We start from the raw sequence: 18838 nt of genomic DNA, 5'->3' as shown, positions 1-18838 counted from the left end.
GGCGCCTTAGCCGATTTCCGCTTCGATCTCGCCGAACAGCGCGGCGATATGGGTCAGCCGCGGCCGTTCTTCCTCGAGTACCGCGCGAAAGGCCCGCTTCTTCAGCGCCTGGACGTCGACGTCCGGCATCTCCTTGCCGTCGGGGATCGTTGACAACAGGATGTCGATCAGCCGGTCGGCGCCGTGGAGGCGGCCCCAGAGATAGTCGTTCTCGCGATAGGCGCGGCTGAAAAAGGCGCCGAAACTGTTGAACTCGATGCCCTTGAGCGTGGCTTCGGCCCCGCCCTCGCGGATCGACTGGGCGTCCTCCGGCGCGATCCGGTCGACCTTGACCGGATCGAACTCGTCCAGCCCCTCGCCCTGGAGCAGCGGCAGGGTCGCGATGTCGTAGAAGGGAAAGCCGAGATAGGCGAACAGCATCGTCCGGCGTTCGGGCTTGGGCAGGGCAGCGAAGGCGGTCGCCAGCAGCTCCTCGGCGCGCGTGTCGACCGTCTTCAGGTCGCGCGCCGCGGACAGCGCTTCGAGCGCGACGGCGGGCGCGGCGGTCGCGTTGCGCGCGATTTCGGCCATCGCCTCGTCGTAGAATTCGGGCCGCTCGCGATCGAGATAGTCGCCGAGCGTGTCGTAGATCGCGTCGCGCGCGACGTTCAGCGCTTCGGGGTCGCATTGCCCCTGTTCCTCGATCTGGTGGAGGCTGCGCAGCACGAAGCGCAGTCGGCGCGTGCGGAACAGCAGGTCGTGTTCGCGGAAAAAGGCGATCGCCGCGTCGCTGGCGCCGGTGTTCGAGAGCGCGTCCGGCGTGTTGAGCCGCCGCGCGCCGATCTCCTTCCAGAGCGCGCGGCGGGTCGTGCGGTCCCGGGCCGCGTCATGGCCGGCGAGGCCGCCGAGAAGCGCGGCGATCTCGTCGACGACGACCGACAGTTTGAGCTGGCCGTAGGACGCATAGGCGTAGCCGGCTTCCTTGGCCGCGAAATTCTGCGCCTTGGCGCGCCAGGCGGCCAGGCGCTGCGGGGTCGGGCGGTTGAGGAACAGGGTGCGGCCGAAATCCTGCTCGATCGCCCCCTCGACCTGGGGCCGGATCGCCTCGACGATGCGCCGCATGCGCATGATGCGGCGCGAATGATCCTCGATCGCCTCCAGATTGTCGCGGATCGGCTGTTCGCGCGGAATGTCGGACAGCGCGCCGAAGATCGCACGGAAGAAGCCGGGCGCCGCGTCGCCGTCGTCGCCGAGGCCGATGCTCCGGATGCCGGGCTTGGGATCGATATAGACGAACCGGCGGTCGACCTCGCGATGGGCGGGCCGGTCGCGCAGCGCGTCGACCGCCGGGCCGAACGGGGCGTTGGCCAGCACCGATCCGTCGATCAGCGCCGTGGTCTCGGCGGTTCCCGCCGCATAGTGGCGCGGCAGCACGCGCCTGAGGAAGGCGGTGCGGCCGGGCCAGGCAATCCCGCGCTTTTCCAGTACCGCGTCGAGTTCGCCGACGGTGAAGGGCGGGAAGGCGCCCGGGAAGCTGGCGGTGGCGCGCGCCGCGAAGGTCAGCTCGGGGATGCTGCCGAGCCGGCGCGGGACCATGCCGTGATCGGTGAAGGGGAGGGTCAGTCGGTGTTCGGTTTCGACGATCTCGGGCGGCGTATTGAGATGGAGCCGCTGCGGATGGCCGTGGAAATCGGTGACCGTCACGAACAGGTCGAGCGGCTGCCCGTCGGGCAGCAGCGGCCCGGTGGCGGGCAGCGTGTCCATCGCCTCGAACGCATCGAGAATGAGATTGGTGAATCCCTTGCCGCCGAACGGCGGCTGGAACCATTTGGCGCGCACGAAGCGCGAGAGCTTGGCGCTGACTTCGTCCTGCGCTTCCGGATCGACGGTCGTCGCGATCGTCCCGCCTCGCCGCCGGGCGACGAACCAGGCGATCGGCACCGCCCAGAATTTGGTGAAGCGCGAGATCGGCCGCTTGTCGGGGGCGAGCAGGACGTCGACATCCGCCTTGTCGAGCCAGAGATCGGTCAGCGGATCGAGCGATTTGCCCGACGCGATCGCCTCGGCGAGGAACACCCCGTTGATCCCGCCCGCGCTCGCGCCGGCGACGATGTCGACCATCGCGCGCAGCTTGACGTTGCACTTGCGCCCGATCGCGTCGAGCAGCTCCCGATAGACGCGCTGCGAGGTGTCGGTCGGCGCCAGCTCGTCGTGGAAGGCGCGGCTGGCGCGCGCGAGGCGCCAGATTTCCTTGGTGATGCCGTGCATGTAGATCGCGAGACTGATGCCGCCATAACAGACCAGGGCCAGGCGCAGCTCTTTCTCTCGCATCCGGCGATGCTGGCAGGTGGCGGGGATTTTGTCGAGCGTCGGGCGCGCCGTCTATGCGCGTCCCTCGTCCCGGTGCGCGGGCAGATACAGCTTGATCGTCGTTCCGACGTCGGGTTCGGACGCGATCTCGACATGGCCGCCCGACTGTTTCGCGAATCCGTAGATCATCGAGAGGCCGAGCCCCGTGCCCTTGCCGACTTCCTTCGTCGTGAAGAAGGGTTCGAACGCGCGCCCGATGGTTTCCTCGTCCATCCCGGTGCCCGTGTCGATGACCGAGATCGCCGCGTAATCGCCGGGCATCAGGTCCGAATGATGCGCGCCGATCGTCGTGGCTTCGGTCCTGAACCAGAGCTGGCCGCCGGCGGGCATGGCATCGCGGGCGTTGAGCGCCAGGTTGAGCAGGACATTTTCGAGCTGGTGGCTGTCGACGAAGATCGGTCCGATGCTCTCGTCGAGATCCGCGGCGAGGACGATATTCTCGCCGATCGTCCGCTGGATCATGACGCCGATATCGCTGATCAGGGCGTTGAGATCGGTCGGTTGCGGCGTGAGCGACTGGCGGCGGGAAAAGGCGAGCAGGCGCTGGGTCAGCGCGGCGGCGCGTTTCGCGGCGGCGCCGATATGGTCGAGATGCCGGGCCACCTTCTCGTCCTCGATCTGGCCGAGCCGCATCTCGAGCAGCTGGATGCTCCCCGAGATGACCGTGAGCAGATTGTTGAAGTCATGCGCGATGCCGCCCGTGAGCTGGCCGACGGCCTCCATCTTCTGGGCCTGGAGCAGCGCCTCCTCGACGAGCGCCCGTTCGTCCAGGGCTTCGTTGACGCGCGTTTCGAGGGTTTCGTTGAGCAGTTCGAGCTGTTCCTCGGCCGCATGGCGCGCCGTATCGTCATGCAATGTCAATACGCCGCCCTGCTGGTTGCCCTCTGAATCGTAGATGGGCTGCGCCGTGCCAATGGCCAGGATCTCGGTTCCGTCGGGCCGGCGTATCCGCCAGCGGGCATCGTGCACGACTTCGCCGCGCAGGACCGCCCGAGCGAGCGGCAGCTCGAGCGGCGGGTAGGGCGCCCCGTCGACCGTGAACAGCTGATAGGTGGCCGTATAGTTTTCCGGGTCAACATAGAGGCTCTTCACCCCGTGCAGCTTTACCGCCGCATCGTTGACGAAGACGATCTGGCCCAGCGCGTCGGTCACGATCACGCCTTCGCCCAGCTGATCCATGATCGCCGAATATTCGAGTGGCGGGAGTGTGGCGCCTTCGAGCGGTATGACCTTCTCCCGGCTGTTGGGCCTGAGGTCGGTGATATCGGCGTGCAGCGCGGTCCATGAACGGATTTCGCCGTCATCGTCGATCTGCGGCACGCATTTGACGGCAAATCTGCGCCATTCGCCGCCCCGGTCGCGGATCCGGTGCGTGCGAATGAACTGCATCCGGCTCTGGCGCGCGGTCGTCCATTCGCGCTTCGTCGTTTCGATATCGTCCGGGTGGATCGCGTCCATCCAGCCATGCCCGCCATATTGCGTCCGGGACTGGCCGGTCAGGCCGGTCCAGTCGGGCTGAACCTCGTCGAACGCGGAATCGGCGGTGAAGCGGCAGATAAAGGCCTGGACCTCGGCGAGAAGGCGCCGCAGGGATGCGGTGCGCCCGGTCTCGAGCGTCGCCTCGGCTGACAGATCGGCCATGGTTGCGCACCCCTGTTGCGTTTCGACACGCACGCTTGTGGGGGATCGTGGTTAATTTCGGGTAAAAGGGCGGGTAATCTTATTGCGTGCGGCGTCCGAACGGGACGATGCGGTTCGCCGCGTCATGGCCGATATCGGCCGCGCCGAGAAAGGAGATGCCGGATCGTCCGCACCACTCGCGGACGATCTCTTCCGCCGTCATTCCGAAATCCGTATCGTTCTCGATGATGTCGCTGCACCGACCGAGCCGGATACCGGCCACCTTCCGGATCTCCGAATTTGCGGTGACGTGATGCATGGTTCGATCTATTTTGTAAAGATATTCAGATACTTCCTCAAGCATCAGGACATGGTGTCTCAAGTCGGGCTGGAGCGGCGTTCCGAGGATCTGGCTGAGCGTGATCATGTTGAAGGCGGCGGCGGGGCGGCCGTCCGCCAGCGACGGCTCGAGCGTGTCGGCATCGCGCGCGACAAGCCAGCGCAACGCGCGCTCGATCGCGGCGTCGCCGTTCCCGCGCACGATATCCTGGCACATCGGCCCGTGCGCGACCGCGCAGCCCGCCATGTATAGCCCGGCCAGCAGCATCCCGGCGTCGCTGTATCCCAGATAGGTCTTGGCGCGGGCCGGGGCGTCCAGCCGGTCCAGGACGTCTCCGGCGATCCGGCACGCGCCATAGCCGCCCCGGGCGAACCAGAGCGCGTCGAAACCGGGGTCGTTGGCGATGGCGAGAAAGGCCTCGGCGCGCTCGGCGTCGGTGCCCGCAAAATGGCCATGCCGGCGGAAACTGTGGGGATGGACGACGAGTTCGGGCGGATTGTCCGGGAAGAGCGCGTCCGCAAGCGCGGCGACGCGGTCTGCCGTCTCGCGTTCGAACGGCGAACTGGCCGCGACGATGCCGATCCTGACGGTTTTTTTTGCCACCCCGAGCCTTTCTCAAATTGAAAAACCGCGCCGCCCCCAATAGCGAGGCGCGATGACAAAGGACAAATCCTATTTCTTCTGCGGGATCGGCGGCAGCGGCATGCTGCCCCTGGCCAGCATCCTGCGCGGGCGCGGCGCGACCGTGGCCGGTTCAGACCGCGCGCTCGACCAGGGGCGGACGGCCGACAAGTTCGACTGGCTCCGCAGCCAGGGCATCGCGCTCTTCGCGCAGGACGGAAGCGGGATAACCGATGCAAATCAGGTGCTTGTGGCATCGGCCGCGGTCGAGGACAGCGTGCCTGACGTCATGGCGTCACGCGCACTCGGCCTGGATCGGATGACGCGGCCCGAATTGCTCGCCAGCCTGTTCAACGCGGCGCCGCGCAGCATCGGGGTGGCCGGCACCAGCGGCAAATCGACGGTGACGGGCATGATCGGCTGGATCCTCCACGATTGCGGCCGCGATCCCACGGTGATGAACGGCGCGGTGATGAAGAATTTCATTTCCGACGAAGCGCCGTTCGCCAGCGCACTCGTCGGGCAGGGGGACGCGTTCGTCAGCGAGGTCGACGAAAGCGACGGGTCGATCGCGCTCTACGAACCGGACATCGCGATCCTCAACAATGTCTCGCTCGACCACAAGTCGATGGACGAGCTGCGCGCGCTGTTCGGCGGATTTCTGGCCCGCGCGGGCCATGCGATCGTCAATGCCGACGATGCGGAGAGTGCGCGCCTGGCTGACGCCATTGCGCCGGACCGGCTGTGCCGTTTTGGCTTCGCCCGTCCGAACGCGGATATCCGCGGCGCCAATATCGCGGAAGCGCCGCTGTCCGTCGCGTTCGACGTCGTTGCGGACAGCGAGACCGCGCATGTCGAACTCGCGGTGCCGGGCCGGCACAACGCCGCCAACGCGCTTGCCGCACTGGCGGCGGCGCGGGCCTGCGGCGTGCCGCTGGCCGACGCCGCGGCGTCGCTGGCGCGGTTTTCGGGGCTCCGGCGGCGGTTCGAGATTGTCGGCACGGCCGGCGGCGCGACCGTGATCGATGATTTCGGGCACAATCCCGACAAGATCGCCGCGACGCTCGAAACGCTGCACGCCTTTCCGGGGCGGCTGCTCGTCTTCTTCCAACCGCACGGCTATGGCCCGCTCAAGAAAATGGGGGCGGAGCTGATCGCCTGTTTTGCCGATAATATGTCTGAGGAAGATCATCTAATCCTTTGCGATCCTGTTTATTTCGGCGGAACGACGGATCGCAGCGTCGGCAGCGGCGCGATCGTCGAGGGAGTCGTCGCGGCAGGTCGCACGGCCGAGCATATTGCCGAGCGCGGCGAATGCGGCGAACGGCTCGCCGCGCTGGCCGGGCCCGGCGACCGGATCGTCGTAATGGGCGCGCGCGACGATACGCTGTCGGCGTTCGCGGCGGACATTCTCGAGCGGATCGGACACTGAAAAAAGCGGGCTGGTATTCCCCTTTTGTTCTCGCTAGGATGCGGCCATGGCGAAGCCCCAGAAACGATATGTCTGCCAGTCCTGCGGGTCGGTCGCGTCGAAATGGCAGGGCCAGTGCGGTGATTGCAAGGAATGGAACACGCTGGTCGAGGATGCGGGCGGCGTCGTGACGCCGTTCCAGGCCAGGCACAACCTGCAATCGGGCGGCAAGGCGGTCGATCTCGTGGGTCTCGACGCCGATATCGCCTTGCCCGAGCGCATCGGCACCGGGATCGCCGAACTCGACCGGGCGCTGGGCGGCGGGCTCGTCGAGGGCTCGGCGACGCTGCTCGGCGGCGATCCGGGGATCGGCAAGTCGACCCTGCTGCTCCAGGCCTGCGCGGTCGTCGCGAAAGCGGGGCATGACGTCACCTATATTTCGGGCGAGGAGGCGGCCGACCAGATCCGGCTGCGCGCGCGGCGGCTGGGGCTCGGCGATGCGCCGATGAAGCTCGCCGCGGCGACGTCCGTCCGCGATATCCTGACCACGCTCGGCAATGGCGACGGCAAGCCGCCGGCGCTGCTGATCATCGATTCGATCCAGACCATGCACAGCGACCTGATCGAAGGGGCGCCAGGCACGGTGAGCCAGGTGCGCGCCTCGGCGCAGGAGCTGATCCGCTTCGCCAAGGAACGCGGCACGGCGGTCGTGCTGGTCGGCCATGTCACCAAGGACGGCGCGATCGCGGGGCCGCGCGTGCTCGAACATATGGTCGATACCGTTCTGAGCTTCGAGGGCGAGCGCAGCCACCAGTACCGGATCCTGCGGGCGATCAAGAACCGCTTCGGCGGGACCGACGAGATCGGCGTCTTCGCGATGGCCGAGCAGGGGCTGGAGGAGGTCGCCAACCCGTCCTCGCTGTTCCTCACGAGCCGCAAGGACGATGTCAGCGGCGCGGTGGTCTTTCCCGCGCTCGAAGGGACGCGGCCCGTGCTCGTCGAGATCCAGGCGCTGGTCGTGCGGCTGGCGAGCGGAGCGACGCCGCGCCGCGCGGTCGTCGGCTGGGATTCAGGGCGGCTGGCGATGATCCTCGCCGTGCTCGAGGCGCGCTGCGGGCTCAGCTTTTCGACCTCCGAAGTCTATCTGAACGTCGCCGGGGGTTATCGCGTCGTCGACCCGGCGGCCGATCTCGCGGTGGCCGCGGCGCTGATCTCGGCGCTGTCCGAACAGCCGATCGCCGCGGATACGGTCGCGTTCGGCGAGATATCGTTGTCGGGGGAAGTGCGCACCGTATCGCATGCCCCGCTGCGGCTGCGCGAGGCGTCCAAGCTCGGCTTCGCCGGGGCCCTGCTGCCCGCTTCGATCGACAGTCGCGAGAGCGGCATGGCGCTGCAGGGCTTTTCGGCGTTGCGCGGACTGGTTGACCATCTGCTGGGCCGCGCCTAGCGGACGGATCTATGACGGCGCTCGATGCGATTGTTCTGATTCTGGTCGGCGGCGGCGCGATCCACGGCTTCATGCGGGGTTTCACCTTCGAGGTGATGACCCTGCTGTCCTGGCTGGTCGGGGTGATCGCGCTGCGCCTCTTCCATGGCGAGGTGACCGGCCTGCTAGCCGGCACGGTCGGTTCGGGCGGCGCGGCGCCGATACTCGCCTTCGCGGTCGTTTTCGGCGCGGCTTTCTTCGCGACCCGCTTCATCGGCCGGAAGCTCGGGATCGGCGTCCGGGAATCGATCATCGGGCCGTTCGATCGCATCCTCGGCCTGGGCTTCGGCGCGGTGAAGGGCCTGATCATCGTCACCCTGCTTTTCCTGCTCGCCAATCTCGCCACCGACATCGTCTATGGCGGCGATGCCGAGCGGCCGGCCTGGATGCGCGAATCGCGGACTTTCCCGCTGCTCAACGCCAGCGGCAGGGCGATCATCGATTTCGTCGAAATGCGCCGCGAGTCCGGGGACGCCGAAGAGCCGCCCGCGGGCCGGTAACCGCCGTTCGTCGAACAAGGGTTGCATATGGTTCGCTTCGGACCGGACGTGGCGGCGAAAGGGGCTTCACGATGGTCAGAACCGCACGAAATGCCGCCATTGTCGCGCTCGCCGCCGCTGCCTTCGCCGGACCGGCCGCCGCGCAGCAGGACGGCCAGACCGCCGCCGCGCCGCCGCCCTGCCGCGGGGATGCCTACCGGGCGTTCGATTTCTGGATCGGCGAGTGGAATGTCCATACGCCCGACGGACGGCTAGCCGGTGTCAACTCGATCCAGCCGATCAACGCCGGGTGCGGGCTGATCGAGCGCTATAGCGTCAACGATCAGCTGTTCGGCCAATCCTATAATTTCTACGATCCGACCCGCGAAACCTGGACCCAGCTGTGGCTGAGCCCGGGCCTGATCATCCGGCTGGAAGGGCCGGTCGGCGCAGCCGGATCGCTGACGATGCACGGCACGAGCACCTATACCCAGCGGTCCGAAGCGCGCGGATTCACGGGACGCTGGACGCTGCGCGACGACGGCACCGTGCTGCAGGAATTCTGGGAGCGCGACCCGGAAAGCGGCGAATGGGCGAACTGGTTCACCGGCATTTATTCGCGATCCGACTGAGCGCCGGGCGCGGCATTGGGACAGAAACGGTGACATCCACGGGATCAGGCCCTAGATCGGGCGCATGGCCGCCACGCTCTACAATGCCGAAATCCTGCGCCTCGCGACCGAGATCCCCCACCAGGGACGGCTCGACGCGGCGCATGCGAGCGCCGAGAAGCGCTCGCCGGTCTGCGGCAGCCGGGTCATCGTCGATATCCGCATGGATGCCGACGGACGGATCGCGGCGCTCGGACAGGAGGTGCGCGCCTGTGCGCTGGGCCAGGCCTCCGCCGCGCTCATGGCCCGGCACGCCATCGACAGGACCGCGGCGGAACTGGCCGCGGCGCGCGACGCGCTGACCGCGTTCCTGGCCGGCGAGCGGCCCGATCCCGGCAGCTGGCCGGGGCTCGAAATCTTCGGGCCCGCAATACCGCACAAGGCCCGCCACGCGTCGATCCGGCTGCCGTTCGAGGCGGTGGCCGAGGCGGCGGCGCAAGCTCGGATCGCCGCCTGATGGCCGCCGGGGAAGCCGCCGGCGACCATGGCGGCGGCGCCCACGGCATCACCGGTGAACTGCTGCTCGACGGCTTTATCCTGCTCGGTGCGGCGCTCGCCTTCGTGCTGCTGTTCCGCCGGCTCGGCCTCGGCGCGGTTCTCGGCTATCTGATCGCCGGCATCGTGGTCGGCCCGTTCGGGCTCGGACTCATCGAAAGCGGCGAATCGATCCTGGCGGTGGCCGAGATCGGCATCGTGCTGCTGCTGTTCCTCGTCGGGCTTGAACTGGCGCCCGCGCGGCTCTGGCGGTTGCGCCGCGACATATTCGGGCTCGGTCTGTCGCAGGTGATCCTGTGCGGGCTCGCCGTCACCGGGCTCGTCCTGCTCTCGACCAATTTTACCGTTGCCGCCGCGCTGGCGATCGGCCTGCCGCTCGGCCTGTCCTCGACCGCGCAGGTGCTGCCGCTGCTCCAGTCCGAGGGCCGCCTCAATACGCCGCTCGGCGAACGCGCTTTCTCGATCCTGCTGTTCCAGGACCTCTCGATCGTTCCGCTGCTGACCGTCGTTGCCGTGCTGTCGCGCGCGCCCGCGGATCCGGGCGCGCCGCCCGGCTGGCTTCTCGCCATCTATGCGGTCGTGGCGATCGTCGGGCTTGTGCTCGCCGGACGCTACCTGCTCAACCCGCTGCTCGCGATCGTTGGCCGCTTCGCCGAGCGCGAACTGTTCATCGTCACCGGACTGTTCACCGTGTTCGCCGCGGCGGCGCTCATGGATTCGCTGGGCCTGTCGATGGCGCTCGGCGCGTTCGTCGCGGGCGTGATGCTCGCCGATTCGCCCTATCGGCACGAGCTCGAGGCCGATGTCGATCCGTTCCGCTCGATCCTGCTCGGCCTGTTCTTCCTCGCCGTGGGCATGATGCTCGACGTCGATGTCGTACTCGACCGGCCGTTCTTCGTGGTCGGCATGGCGGCGGCGCTGGTCGTCACCAAGGTGGCGATCATCTTCGCCCTGGCGCGCGCCTTCGGGGTGAAGGCCCGTGCCGCCTTCGTGCTCGGGTTGCTGCTCAGCCAGGGCGGCGAATTCGCCTTCGTGCTGTTCACCGAGGCCGAACGCGCGCTGCTCGTGACCGGGGCCGCGTCGAGCCTCTACGGCGCGGTGGTGACGCTGTCGATGGCGACGACGCCGTTCCTGATGGCGTTGGCCAAGCGCTTCGGCGGGGTGAAAGCCTCGACGCGCGACGATCTGGCCGGGCCGGGCGAAGCACCGGCGGCGGGCGCGATCGTGGTCGGCCACGGCCGCTACGGCCAGACGGTCTCGCAGATGCTGATGGGCGCCAACATCCCGGTCACGCTGATCGATTCCAAGCCGGACCAGATCGACCTGTCGGGCGAGTTCGGGCGGAAAGTCTATTATGGCGACGGGCTCCGGGTCGACCTGCTGCGCGAAGCGGGCGCGGACGAAGCGCGCGCCATCCTGTTCTGCAACGACGGCACCGCGCTCGACGAGACGAGACTGGAAGCGATCCGCATGGCCTTTCCCGGCACCAGGATTCTCGCCCGCGTGTTCGACCGGCGCCACCTTCTGGCGCTGGGCGACAATCAGATCGACGGCACGTTCCGCGAGGTACTCGAGTCCGCGATCTCGATGGCGCGCAAGGCGATGGAGCTCGTCGATCTCGACGACAGCCTGATCGACCGGGTCGAGGAGGAGTTCCGCAAACGCGATTGCGACCGGCTGGCGATGCAGAAGGAGGAGGGCGACCTCCATGCCGGTGCGGAGATGAGCTTCGGCGGGCCCGAATCGCTCGATTTCGACGGCACGGACAAGCGCTAGCGCGGTCCTAGTCGGCCGCGTCCAGAAATGCCGCCACGTCGTCGAGATCGACGTCGCGGGCGAGGAAGGTCTCGCCGATCCCGCGGGCGAGCAGGAAGGGCAGGGTGCCGCCCTCCATCTTCTTGTCATGACTCATATGCGCGACGAGCCGCGCGCCGTCTGCGCCGACGCCGGCGGACGCGAGGCCGTGGGGCAGGCCCGTATCCGCGAAATGCGCCGCCACCCGGTCCGCATCGGCGTCGGTGCACAGGCCCCGGCGCGCCGAATAACGGAAGGCGAGGCAGATGCCGGCGGCGACCGCCTCGCCGTGCAGCAGCGCGTCGGAAAAGCCTGTCTCGGCCTCGAGCGCATGGCCGAAGGTGTGGCCGAGGTTGAGCAGCGCGCGGCGTCCGCTGCGCTCGGTCTCGTCCTCGCCGACGATCCGCGCCTTGGCCGCGACGCTGTGCCGGATCGCCTCGGTTTGGGCGGCCCGGTCGCCGCCGAGCAGTTCCGCGCCATGGTCTTCGCACCACCCGAAGAAATCGCGGTCGTCGATCAGGCCGTATTTGACGATCTCGGCATAGCCGGCGCGCAGCTCGCGCGGCGGCAGCGTATCGAGCACCGAGGGATCGATGAGGACGAAGCCCGGCTGGTGGAAGGCGCCGACGAGATTCTTGCCCGCCCGGCTGTTGATCGCCGTCTTGCCGCCGACCGAGCTGTCGACCTGGGCGAGCAATGTCGTCGGGATCTGGACGAAGCCGCAGCCGCGCTTGACGATGGCGGCGGCAAAGCCCGTGAGATCGCCGATCACCCCCCCGCCCAGCGCGACGATATGGTCGCCCCGCTCGACGCCCAGCTCCAGCAGCTGGTCGGTCAGCATTTCGAGCTGGTTCCAGCTTTTCGTCGCTTCGCCGGCGGGCAGCACGACCGGAAGGACGGTAACGCCCGCTTCGTCGGCCGCCGTTTTGAGGCGCGGGAACTGGAGCCGGGCGACGGTCTCGTCGGTGACGACGATCATCCGGCCGCGGCCCAGGAACGGGCCCAGTACCTCCATCGCGCGATCGAGAAGGCCGTCTTCGATCCGGATGTCATAGCTGCGAATACCCAGATCGACGGGGACGATGGTCATTTGGCGAGGGCCTCCAGGATGCGGTCGACGGTGTCTTCGTGCGCGCCTTCGCCGCTATGGACGTGGATCGGGGCCTGCGAATAGTATCGATTGCGCCTGGCGGCCAGTTCGGTGAGCACGCGCTTCGGATCGCTGTCGCGCACCAGCGGCCGCGTGTCGCGCCGGGATACCCGTTCGGCGAGGACATCGATATCGGCATCGAGCCAGACGGCGGTCGCTTCCCTGAGGATCAGGGCGCGGGTCTCGGGATTGACGAACGCGCCGCCGCCGGTCGCGATGACCTTGAGCGAGCCGTCGATCAGGCGCGCGATCACGCGGCGTTCGCCGTCGCGAAAATAGTCCTCGCCATAATTCTCGAAAAGCTCGCCGACCTTCATGCCGGCCGCCGCCTCGATCTCGTCGTCCGAATCGACAAAGGGCAGCCCGAGCCGGTTCGCCAGCCGCCGGCCGATCGTCGATTTGCCGACGCCCATCAGGCCGACCAGCACTACAGGCTTGTCGATATGGGATTTTATCGCCGTGGGAGACGAATTTCGGGATGGGGTAGGCGTCATGGAAATAGGGGTATAAACAGTCGCTCGGTCGCAGCAAAAGCTCAAAAAGAGCTGGTCATCATAAGGTAACTGTCGAATATGTCGCGTTCGCTCCTGCTTTTTCTCGTGTTTCTGGTGGGGTTGGTGATCTTCATCTATTATCTCTCCACTATCGACACCGAGGTCGAAACGCAGCTGATCGAAGAACCCGTGGCCGATGAAGCGCTGGAAAACTAAGTCACTATTGGCACTGGGGATCGGCGTCGGCGCCTATGCGCTGATCGTCCCCGCCTTCGGCCAGGACGCGCCGGAATCGCTCTTGCCGGAGGGGTTCGGCGACCCGGTTCCGCCGGCGCCCGCTCCACCGCCGCCTCCGCCTGCCGCTGCGCCCGCGCCGTCCGCGCCGACGGGGCCCGCGCCGGCCGCCCCTGCATCGCGGCCCGGCGACCAGGTGACCGCGCTGGACGGCGAGGGCGATATCGACGAGTTCGACATCTCCGATCTCGATCTCGAATTCGAGGACATTCCGCCCGAATATGAATTGCCGCCCCAGGCGCGCCGCTCGCTGGCGCGCGTCGGCCCGCTGAGGCCGGCCAATGGCGGTTATGGCGAGAACGCCTTTGCCGGCGCCGACGGCCGCTATCTGTCGCGGCTGATGCGCGAGCTCGACGCCCCCGGTCCGTCGCGCTGGATGCATATCAGCCTGCGCCGCGCGCTGCTGAGCAACATCCCGACGCCGGCAGGCGTGAACGCGCCCGACTGGATCGCCGAGCGCGCCTGGCTCCTCCTCCGGATGGGCGAGGTCGACGGGGCGCGGATGCTCGTCCAGCGGGTCGACAGCGACCGCCATACGCCCAAACTCTATGCCGTGGCGATGCAGACCGGTCTGGCGGCGACGGATCTCGCCGCCTTCTGTCCGCTGGTCGGCGGCGCGCGGCGCAGCGCGGAATCGCCGGCCTGGGTGATGGCCGACGCGATCTGTGCGGGCTTGGGCGGCGAAAGCGCCCGGGCGACCGCACAGATGGCGAGTGTCCGCAATGCCGGGCTCACCAACGGTTTCGATATCCGGCTCGGCGACCGGGCGGTGAATGCCGGCGGCAGCGCGCAGGCGGTGCCGATTGACTGGGCCGGCGTCGAACAATTGAACGCCTGGCGGTTCGGCGTCGCCAACGCCACGGGCGTCGAGATCCCCGAAGAGCTTTACGAGCGGACTGGGCGACAGGTCGCCGCGTGGCGCGCGCGGACGCCGACGATCGACCTTGCGGACCGGATCGCGCCCGCCCGGACCGCCGCCGTACTCGGCGTATTCTCGAACCAGTCGCTGGTCTCGATGTACGGCGCGCTGCTGGCCGAGCTGGACCCCTCCGCGATCCCCGGATCGACCACCGACTTCCTGCGCCAGGCCTATGTCGACGCCGATGAAAGCGGCCGGATCGGCGCGATGGAGACGCTGTGGGCGGAAGAGGACGGCGCCGACGGGCGCTATGCCGGGCTGATCCTGACCGCCCGGGCCGCGGCGCGCGTCCGGCCATCCGAGGACCTGGTCGGCTATGCGCGCGAGCTGATCGCGGCGATGATGACGGCGGGGCTCGACATCCAGGCATCGCGCTGGGCGTCGGTGATCGATGCCGACGCAAACGACGATGCCTGGGCGCTGCTCGCCGTCGGCGCGCCGCAACCGGCCGTGGACATCGATTTCGACCGGCTCGAAGACTATGCCGACAATGCCGGGTCCGACGGCCGCCACCGGGCGCGATTGCTGGCCGCGGCGCTCGCCGGATTGGGCCGGCTCGACGCGGGCGAAATCGGCGAAGCCGACCGCACTTTCAATCTGGGGCTCACGCGCGAGGGGATCTGGTCCCGCCAGCTAGAACGGGTCGCCCGGGGGCAGCGCGTCGGCCTTGTCGCGCTGATCTCGGCGATCGGCATGCAGGCGAACAGCTGGGCGGGCATTCCGCCGCGGCATCTCTACCATATCGTGCGGGCCTATCGTCTGGCCGGACGCGAACCGGAAGCCCGGATGATTGCCGCCGAGGCGATCACCCGCGCCTGATCCCGTGGCGAAGAAGCGCATCGCCCAGCCCGCGGGGGAGGATGCCCGCCTGATCGCCCGATTTCTTGAAATGCTGGCCGCCGAAGCGGGGGCATCGCGCAACACGCTGAACGCCTATGAAACCGATTTGCGCGGGGCGTCGGCGATACTGTCGGGCGAGCTCGCGTCCGCCGAGCGTGCCGACCTCGAGAAACTCGGCGGCCACTGGGCGGATCTCGCCCGGTCGACCGTCGCGCGCAAGGCCGCCGCGCTGCGCCGCTTTTTCGGTTTTCTGGCCGACGAAGGCCTGCGCGGCGACGATCCGTCCGCTGCGCTGCCGCGGCCGGGCAGTGACCGTCCGTTGCCCAAGACGCTCAGCCACGCCGATATCGCGCGGATGTTCGAGGCGCTGGATCGGGAGGTCGCGACGCAGAAACCGCTGGCGTTCCGGATGGCGGCGCTGGTCGAGCTGCTCTACGGGTCCGGCATGCGGGCCAGCGAGCTGGTTTCGCTGCCGCGCGCGGCCGTGCGGCAGGGCTCGCCCTTCCTCATCCTGACCGGCAAGGGCGGGCGCGAGCGCCTGGTTCCGATATCGGACCGCGCGCTGGCGGCGGTCGAGAAATGGCGCGAACATGTGCCGGACGACGCCCGCTGGCTGTTCCCGTCCGGCAAGAAGCATCTGAGCCGGATCCGCCTCTACCAGCTGGTGAAGGAGCTCGCCGCCAAGTCCGGGATCCCGCCCGAGCGCGTCAGCCCCCATGTCCTGCGCCACGCTTTCGCGACCCATCTGCTCGAGGGCGGCGCGGATCTGCGCACCCTGCAGACGCTGCTCGGCCATGCCGATATCGCGACGACGCAGATATATACGCATGTCGATAGCGCCCGGCTCGTCGCGCTCGTCAACGCCCGTCATCCTCTCGTTGACGCGCCCGGCCGGGGGGCTTAACCGCGCCTGTTATGCAGCATTTTCTCGATTTCGAAAAGCCCATCGCAGACCTCCAGGCACGCGTCGCCGAACTCCGCGACACCGCCAGTTCGGGATCGCTGAATATCGAGTCCGAGGTGAAGCGCCTCGAGGCCAAGTCGCAGAAGATGCTGCGCGAAACCTATGAGCGGCTGACCCCGTGGCAGAAGACGCAGGTTGCGCGCCATCCGGACCGGCCGCATTTCAAGGATTATGTCGCGGGCTTCGTCGAGGATTTCATGCCGCTGGCCGGCGATCGCGCGTTTTCCGACGATCTCGCCATCATCGGGGGCTTCGGCCGGATCGGCGGGCGCCGGGTGCTGGTCATGGGCCATGAAAAGGGCGACGACACCGAGAGCCGGTTGCGCCACAATTTCGGGATGGCGAAGCCCGAGGGGTATCGCAAGGCGATCCGCCTGATGAAGCTCGCCGACCGGTTCGGCCTGCCGGTCGTCACCCTTGTCGATACGCCCGGCGCCTTTCCCGGCATCCAGGCCGAGGAGCGCGCCCAGGCGGAAGCGATCGCCCGCTCGACCCAGGCCTGCCTCCAGCTCGAGGTGCCGATCGTCGCCGCGATCGTCGGCGAGGGCGGCTCCGGCGGCGCGATCGCGCTGTCGAGCGCCAACACGGTGCTGATGTTCCAGCACGCGATCTATTCGGTGATCTCGCCAGAAGGCTGCGCGTCCATCCTGTGGCGTACCGCCGACAAGGCCGCCGATGCGGCGGAAGCGATGCGGATCAGCGCGAGCGAGTTGAAGAAGCTCGGCGTCGTCGACCGCGTCGTACCCGAGCCGGTGGGCGGCGCACATCGCGAACCGGATACGGCGATCGCGACGCTGGGCAAGGCGATCGGCGAGGAGCTGGACAAGCTTGCCGGCATTTCGGGTGAGAAGCTGCGGCTCAAACGCCGGGCAAAGTTTCTCGACATGGGAAAATAGTTCCACGTGATCAGCGATTTGCGGAACGAACCCGCCGGTCGCGGGGTTATCCCACCAGAAACGTTCAGATGGAGGGATATATGGTGAAACTTCGCATAGCCTTGCTGCTCTCGACGGTGGCCGTGACGAGCAGCTGCGCGGGACTCCCGCTGCCGGGTTCGGGACCGGCCCCGGGAGAAGCGATCACCGAGCAGGAGCGCCAGCAGGGGGCCCGCGTGCACACCCAGCTGCTCCAGCAATTCGGCGACGTTTATTCGGGACGCCAGTCGGACTATGTCGTCCGGGTGGGGCAGCGTATCGCGGTTCAGTCGGGCCTGTCGAACGCGCAGACCGATTTCACCGTCAGCCTGCTGAATTCGCCGGTGCACAACGCCTTCGCGCTGCCGGGCGGCTATGTCTACATCACCCGCAACCTGGTCGGCCTGATGAACAGCGAGGCGGAACTCGCGTCGGTGATGGGACACGAGGTCGGGCATGTCGCCGCGCGCCACTCGTCGCGGCGGCAGAGCACGAATACGATCGGGCAGATTCTCGCCGTCGGGCTCGGTATCCTCACCGGCAGCGGCGATCTCGCCAATCTCGCCGGGCAGGCGGCCCAGCTCTACACGCTGCGCTATTCGCGGAGCCAGGAATATGAGGCCGACGAGCTGGGTATCACCTATCTGACGCGCGCCAACTACAACCCCTTCGCGGCGGCGGACATGCTGGCCTCGCTCGCGGCGCAGACCAGTCTCGACGCGCGGATCGCGGGCCGCAACGCGCGCTCGCTTCCCGAATGGGCGAGCACCCATCCCGACCCCGCCGCGCGCGTCAGCCGCGCCCGCGCCGAAGCGACCGAGCGCGGCGCCACGCCGGCCACCGGCGCCAGCGGCCGCGACGCCTTTCTCGACGCGATCGACGGGATGCTCTACGACGACGATCCCGCCCAGGGCGTGATCGACGGCAACACGTTCCGCCATCCCGACCTCAGGCTCCAGTTCACGGTGCCGCAGGGATATACGATGCAGAACGGAACCACCGCGGTCGTCGTGACCGGGCCGAACGGGCAGGCCCAGTTCGGCGGCGGCAACACGTCCGGCTCGCTGTCCGATCATATCGACCGGGTGTTCCGCGAGCTGGCCGGCAACAACCGGCGGATCGACTATGGCAATGTCCGGACCGCCCGGATCAACGGGCTGCCCGTGGCGCAGGCGAGCGCCCGTCTCGCCAGCGGGTCGAACCAGGTCGACGTGACGGTGACCGCCTATGATTTCGGCAGCAACCGCACATATCATTTCCTCACGGTGACGCGCGCCGGGCAGGGGATCGGGCCGTTCGGCGGGATGCTGAATTCGGTGTCGCGCCTGTCGAGTTCGGAAGCCGCGGCGATCCGGCCGCGGGTGATCGACGTCGTCACGGTGCGCCGCGGAGACACGATCAGCGGTCTCGCCTCGCGGATGGCCTATAGCAGCTATCAGGAAGAGCGGTTCCGCGTCCTGAACGCGCTCGGGTCGGGCGATACGTTACAGGCGGGAGATCGCGTCAAGCTCGTCGTCTATGGGCGCTGACGCCTGACGTCCGGACAAAAGAAAACGGGCGGCGAATTGCTTCGCCGCCCGTTCGCTTTTCGTGATGAAGCGGGGCTTAGCCCATTTCATTCGAAACGTTGTTGAACGTGTTGCCGAGGGTGTTACCCAGCGTGCTCATCGCGGTGATGGCGGCAACAGCGATCAGAGCGGCGATCAGGCCATATTCGATGGCGGTGGCGCCCTTGCTGTCCTTCAGCATCTTACGAAAATTCTTCATTTCTGGTCTCCTTGAGTTCCAAATGCAGGTTTCCAAATACCCCGCCAGCCCAACTCACTTGAACCGACCGTTTGCCTTCTAAGGGGAAGGTCTTGCAAAACACTTAATGTTGGAGATGTTCGCCCTGTTAACCAACGGCCGGACGCAGCTCGGCGGCGTGTCAGACCCTAGGTATTCGCCGAAACATTGTTCGACACGTCGTTCCACATATTCGTGGTCGTGTCGGCGAG

General features: G+C 67.5%; 17 protein-coding genes. 11 read left to right on the top strand and 6 right to left on the bottom strand.

Annotated features, from left to right (window positions below):
- Positions 1–6: 6 nt before the first annotated feature.
- The 3 genes from ACTS1X_RS14150 to ACTS1X_RS14140 form a co-directional block, all read right to left on the bottom strand.
- Positions 7–2310, bottom strand: a complete 2304-nt coding sequence (locus tag ACTS1X_RS14150; RefSeq protein ID WP_442615051.1) for a patatin-like protein — start codon at positions 2308–2310, stop codon at positions 7–9.
- A gap of 51 nt (positions 2311–2361) precedes the next feature.
- A complete protein-coding gene (locus tag ACTS1X_RS14145) occupies positions 2362–3990 on the bottom strand; it encodes a PAS domain-containing sensor histidine kinase (protein WP_442615050.1) in 1629 nt (542 codons plus the stop codon).
- Between the two features lie 79 nt (positions 3991–4069).
- Positions 4070–4912: an LD-carboxypeptidase gene (locus ACTS1X_RS14140; RefSeq protein ID WP_442615049.1), complete on the bottom strand. Its 843-nt coding sequence runs from the start codon at positions 4910–4912 to the stop codon at positions 4070–4072.
- A gap of 52 nt (positions 4913–4964) precedes the next feature.
- Between ACTS1X_RS14140 and ACTS1X_RS14135 the strand changes: the two genes are divergently transcribed.
- The 6 genes from ACTS1X_RS14135 (at position 4965) to ACTS1X_RS14110 (ending at position 11248) form a co-directional block, all read left to right on the top strand.
- Positions 4965–6362 (top strand): Mur ligase family protein, encoded by a 1398-nt coding sequence (locus ACTS1X_RS14135; RefSeq protein ID WP_442615048.1) that lies wholly within the window; start codon positions 4965–4967, stop codon positions 6360–6362.
- A 46-nt stretch (positions 6363–6408) separates the two neighbouring features.
- Positions 6409–7788, top strand: a complete 1380-nt coding sequence (radA, locus tag ACTS1X_RS14130) for a DNA repair protein RadA (protein ID WP_442615047.1) — start codon at positions 6409–6411, stop codon at positions 7786–7788.
- A gap of 11 nt (positions 7789–7799) precedes the next feature.
- Positions 7800–8327, top strand: coding sequence for a CvpA family protein (locus ACTS1X_RS14125; protein ID WP_442615046.1), 528 nt, complete (start codon positions 7800–7802; stop codon positions 8325–8327).
- 71 nt (positions 8328–8398) lie between these two features.
- A complete protein-coding gene (locus ACTS1X_RS14120) occupies positions 8399–8938 on the top strand; it encodes a hypothetical protein (protein WP_442615045.1) in 540 nt (179 codons plus the stop codon).
- Between the two features lie 64 nt (positions 8939–9002).
- Positions 9003–9434, top strand: a complete 432-nt coding sequence (locus tag ACTS1X_RS14115; RefSeq protein WP_442615044.1) for an iron-sulfur cluster assembly scaffold protein — start codon at positions 9003–9005, stop codon at positions 9432–9434.
- A complete protein-coding gene (locus tag ACTS1X_RS14110) occupies positions 9434–11248 on the top strand; it encodes a monovalent cation:proton antiporter-2 (CPA2) family protein (RefSeq protein ID WP_442615043.1) in 1815 nt (604 codons plus the stop codon). The genes ACTS1X_RS14115 and ACTS1X_RS14110 overlap by 1 nt, the downstream gene beginning before the upstream one ends.
- Positions 11249–11255: 7 nt before the next feature.
- Here ACTS1X_RS14110 and aroB read toward each other — a convergent pair whose 3' ends face one another.
- Positions 11256–12356 carry a 3-dehydroquinate synthase gene (gene aroB, locus ACTS1X_RS14105; RefSeq protein WP_442615042.1) on the bottom strand — a complete coding sequence of 367 codons (1101 nt, stop codon included), beginning with the start codon at positions 12354–12356 and terminating at the stop codon, positions 11256–11258.
- Entirely contained in the window at positions 12353–12910 is a 558-nt protein-coding gene (locus ACTS1X_RS14100; RefSeq protein ID WP_442615041.1) for a shikimate kinase, read from the bottom strand. The genes aroB and ACTS1X_RS14100 overlap by 4 nt, the downstream gene beginning before the upstream one ends.
- Positions 12911–12988: 78 nt before the next feature.
- On the opposite strand from ACTS1X_RS14100, the gene ACTS1X_RS14095 reads away from it, so the two are divergent.
- From ACTS1X_RS14095 to ACTS1X_RS14075, 5 genes are all read left to right on the top strand, one after another.
- A complete protein-coding gene (locus ACTS1X_RS14095) occupies positions 12989–13126 on the top strand; it encodes a hypothetical protein (RefSeq protein ID WP_442615040.1) in 138 nt (45 codons plus the stop codon).
- The gene (locus ACTS1X_RS14090) at positions 13107–14942 is read left to right on the top strand and encodes a hypothetical protein (RefSeq protein WP_442615039.1); all 1836 of its coding nucleotides are present in this window, start codon (positions 13107–13109) and stop codon (positions 14940–14942) included. Before ACTS1X_RS14095 ends, ACTS1X_RS14090 begins: the two co-directional genes overlap by 20 nt.
- A 70-nt stretch (positions 14943–15012) precedes the next feature.
- Complete coding sequence (locus tag ACTS1X_RS14085; RefSeq protein WP_442615072.1) at positions 15013–15867, top strand: tyrosine-type recombinase/integrase; 855 nt, start codon at positions 15013–15015, stop codon at positions 15865–15867.
- A gap of 11 nt (positions 15868–15878) precedes the next feature.
- Positions 15879–16823, top strand: coding sequence for an acetyl-CoA carboxylase carboxyltransferase subunit alpha (locus tag ACTS1X_RS14080; RefSeq protein ID WP_442615038.1), 945 nt, complete (start codon positions 15879–15881; stop codon positions 16821–16823).
- Between the two features lie 80 nt (positions 16824–16903).
- Positions 16904–18370 carry a M48 family metalloprotease gene (locus tag ACTS1X_RS14075; protein WP_442615037.1) on the top strand — a complete coding sequence of 489 codons (1467 nt, stop codon included), beginning with the start codon at positions 16904–16906 and terminating at the stop codon, positions 18368–18370.
- A 76-nt stretch (positions 18371–18446) separates the two neighbouring features.
- On the opposite strand, the gene ACTS1X_RS14070 is transcribed toward ACTS1X_RS14075, so the two are convergent.
- Positions 18447–18608, bottom strand: coding sequence for a Flp family type IVb pilin (locus ACTS1X_RS14070; protein ID WP_442615036.1), 162 nt, complete (start codon positions 18606–18608; stop codon positions 18447–18449).
- Positions 18609–18838 lie beyond the last annotated feature (230 nt).

The sequence above is a fragment of the Parasphingopyxis sp. genome (assembly GCF_052168275.1).
Classification (GTDB): Bacteria; Pseudomonadota; Alphaproteobacteria; order Sphingomonadales; family Sphingomonadaceae; genus Parasphingopyxis.
The sequence above is the reverse complement of the archived record's forward strand: the minus strand, read 5'-3'. Positions and strand labels throughout refer to the sequence as shown.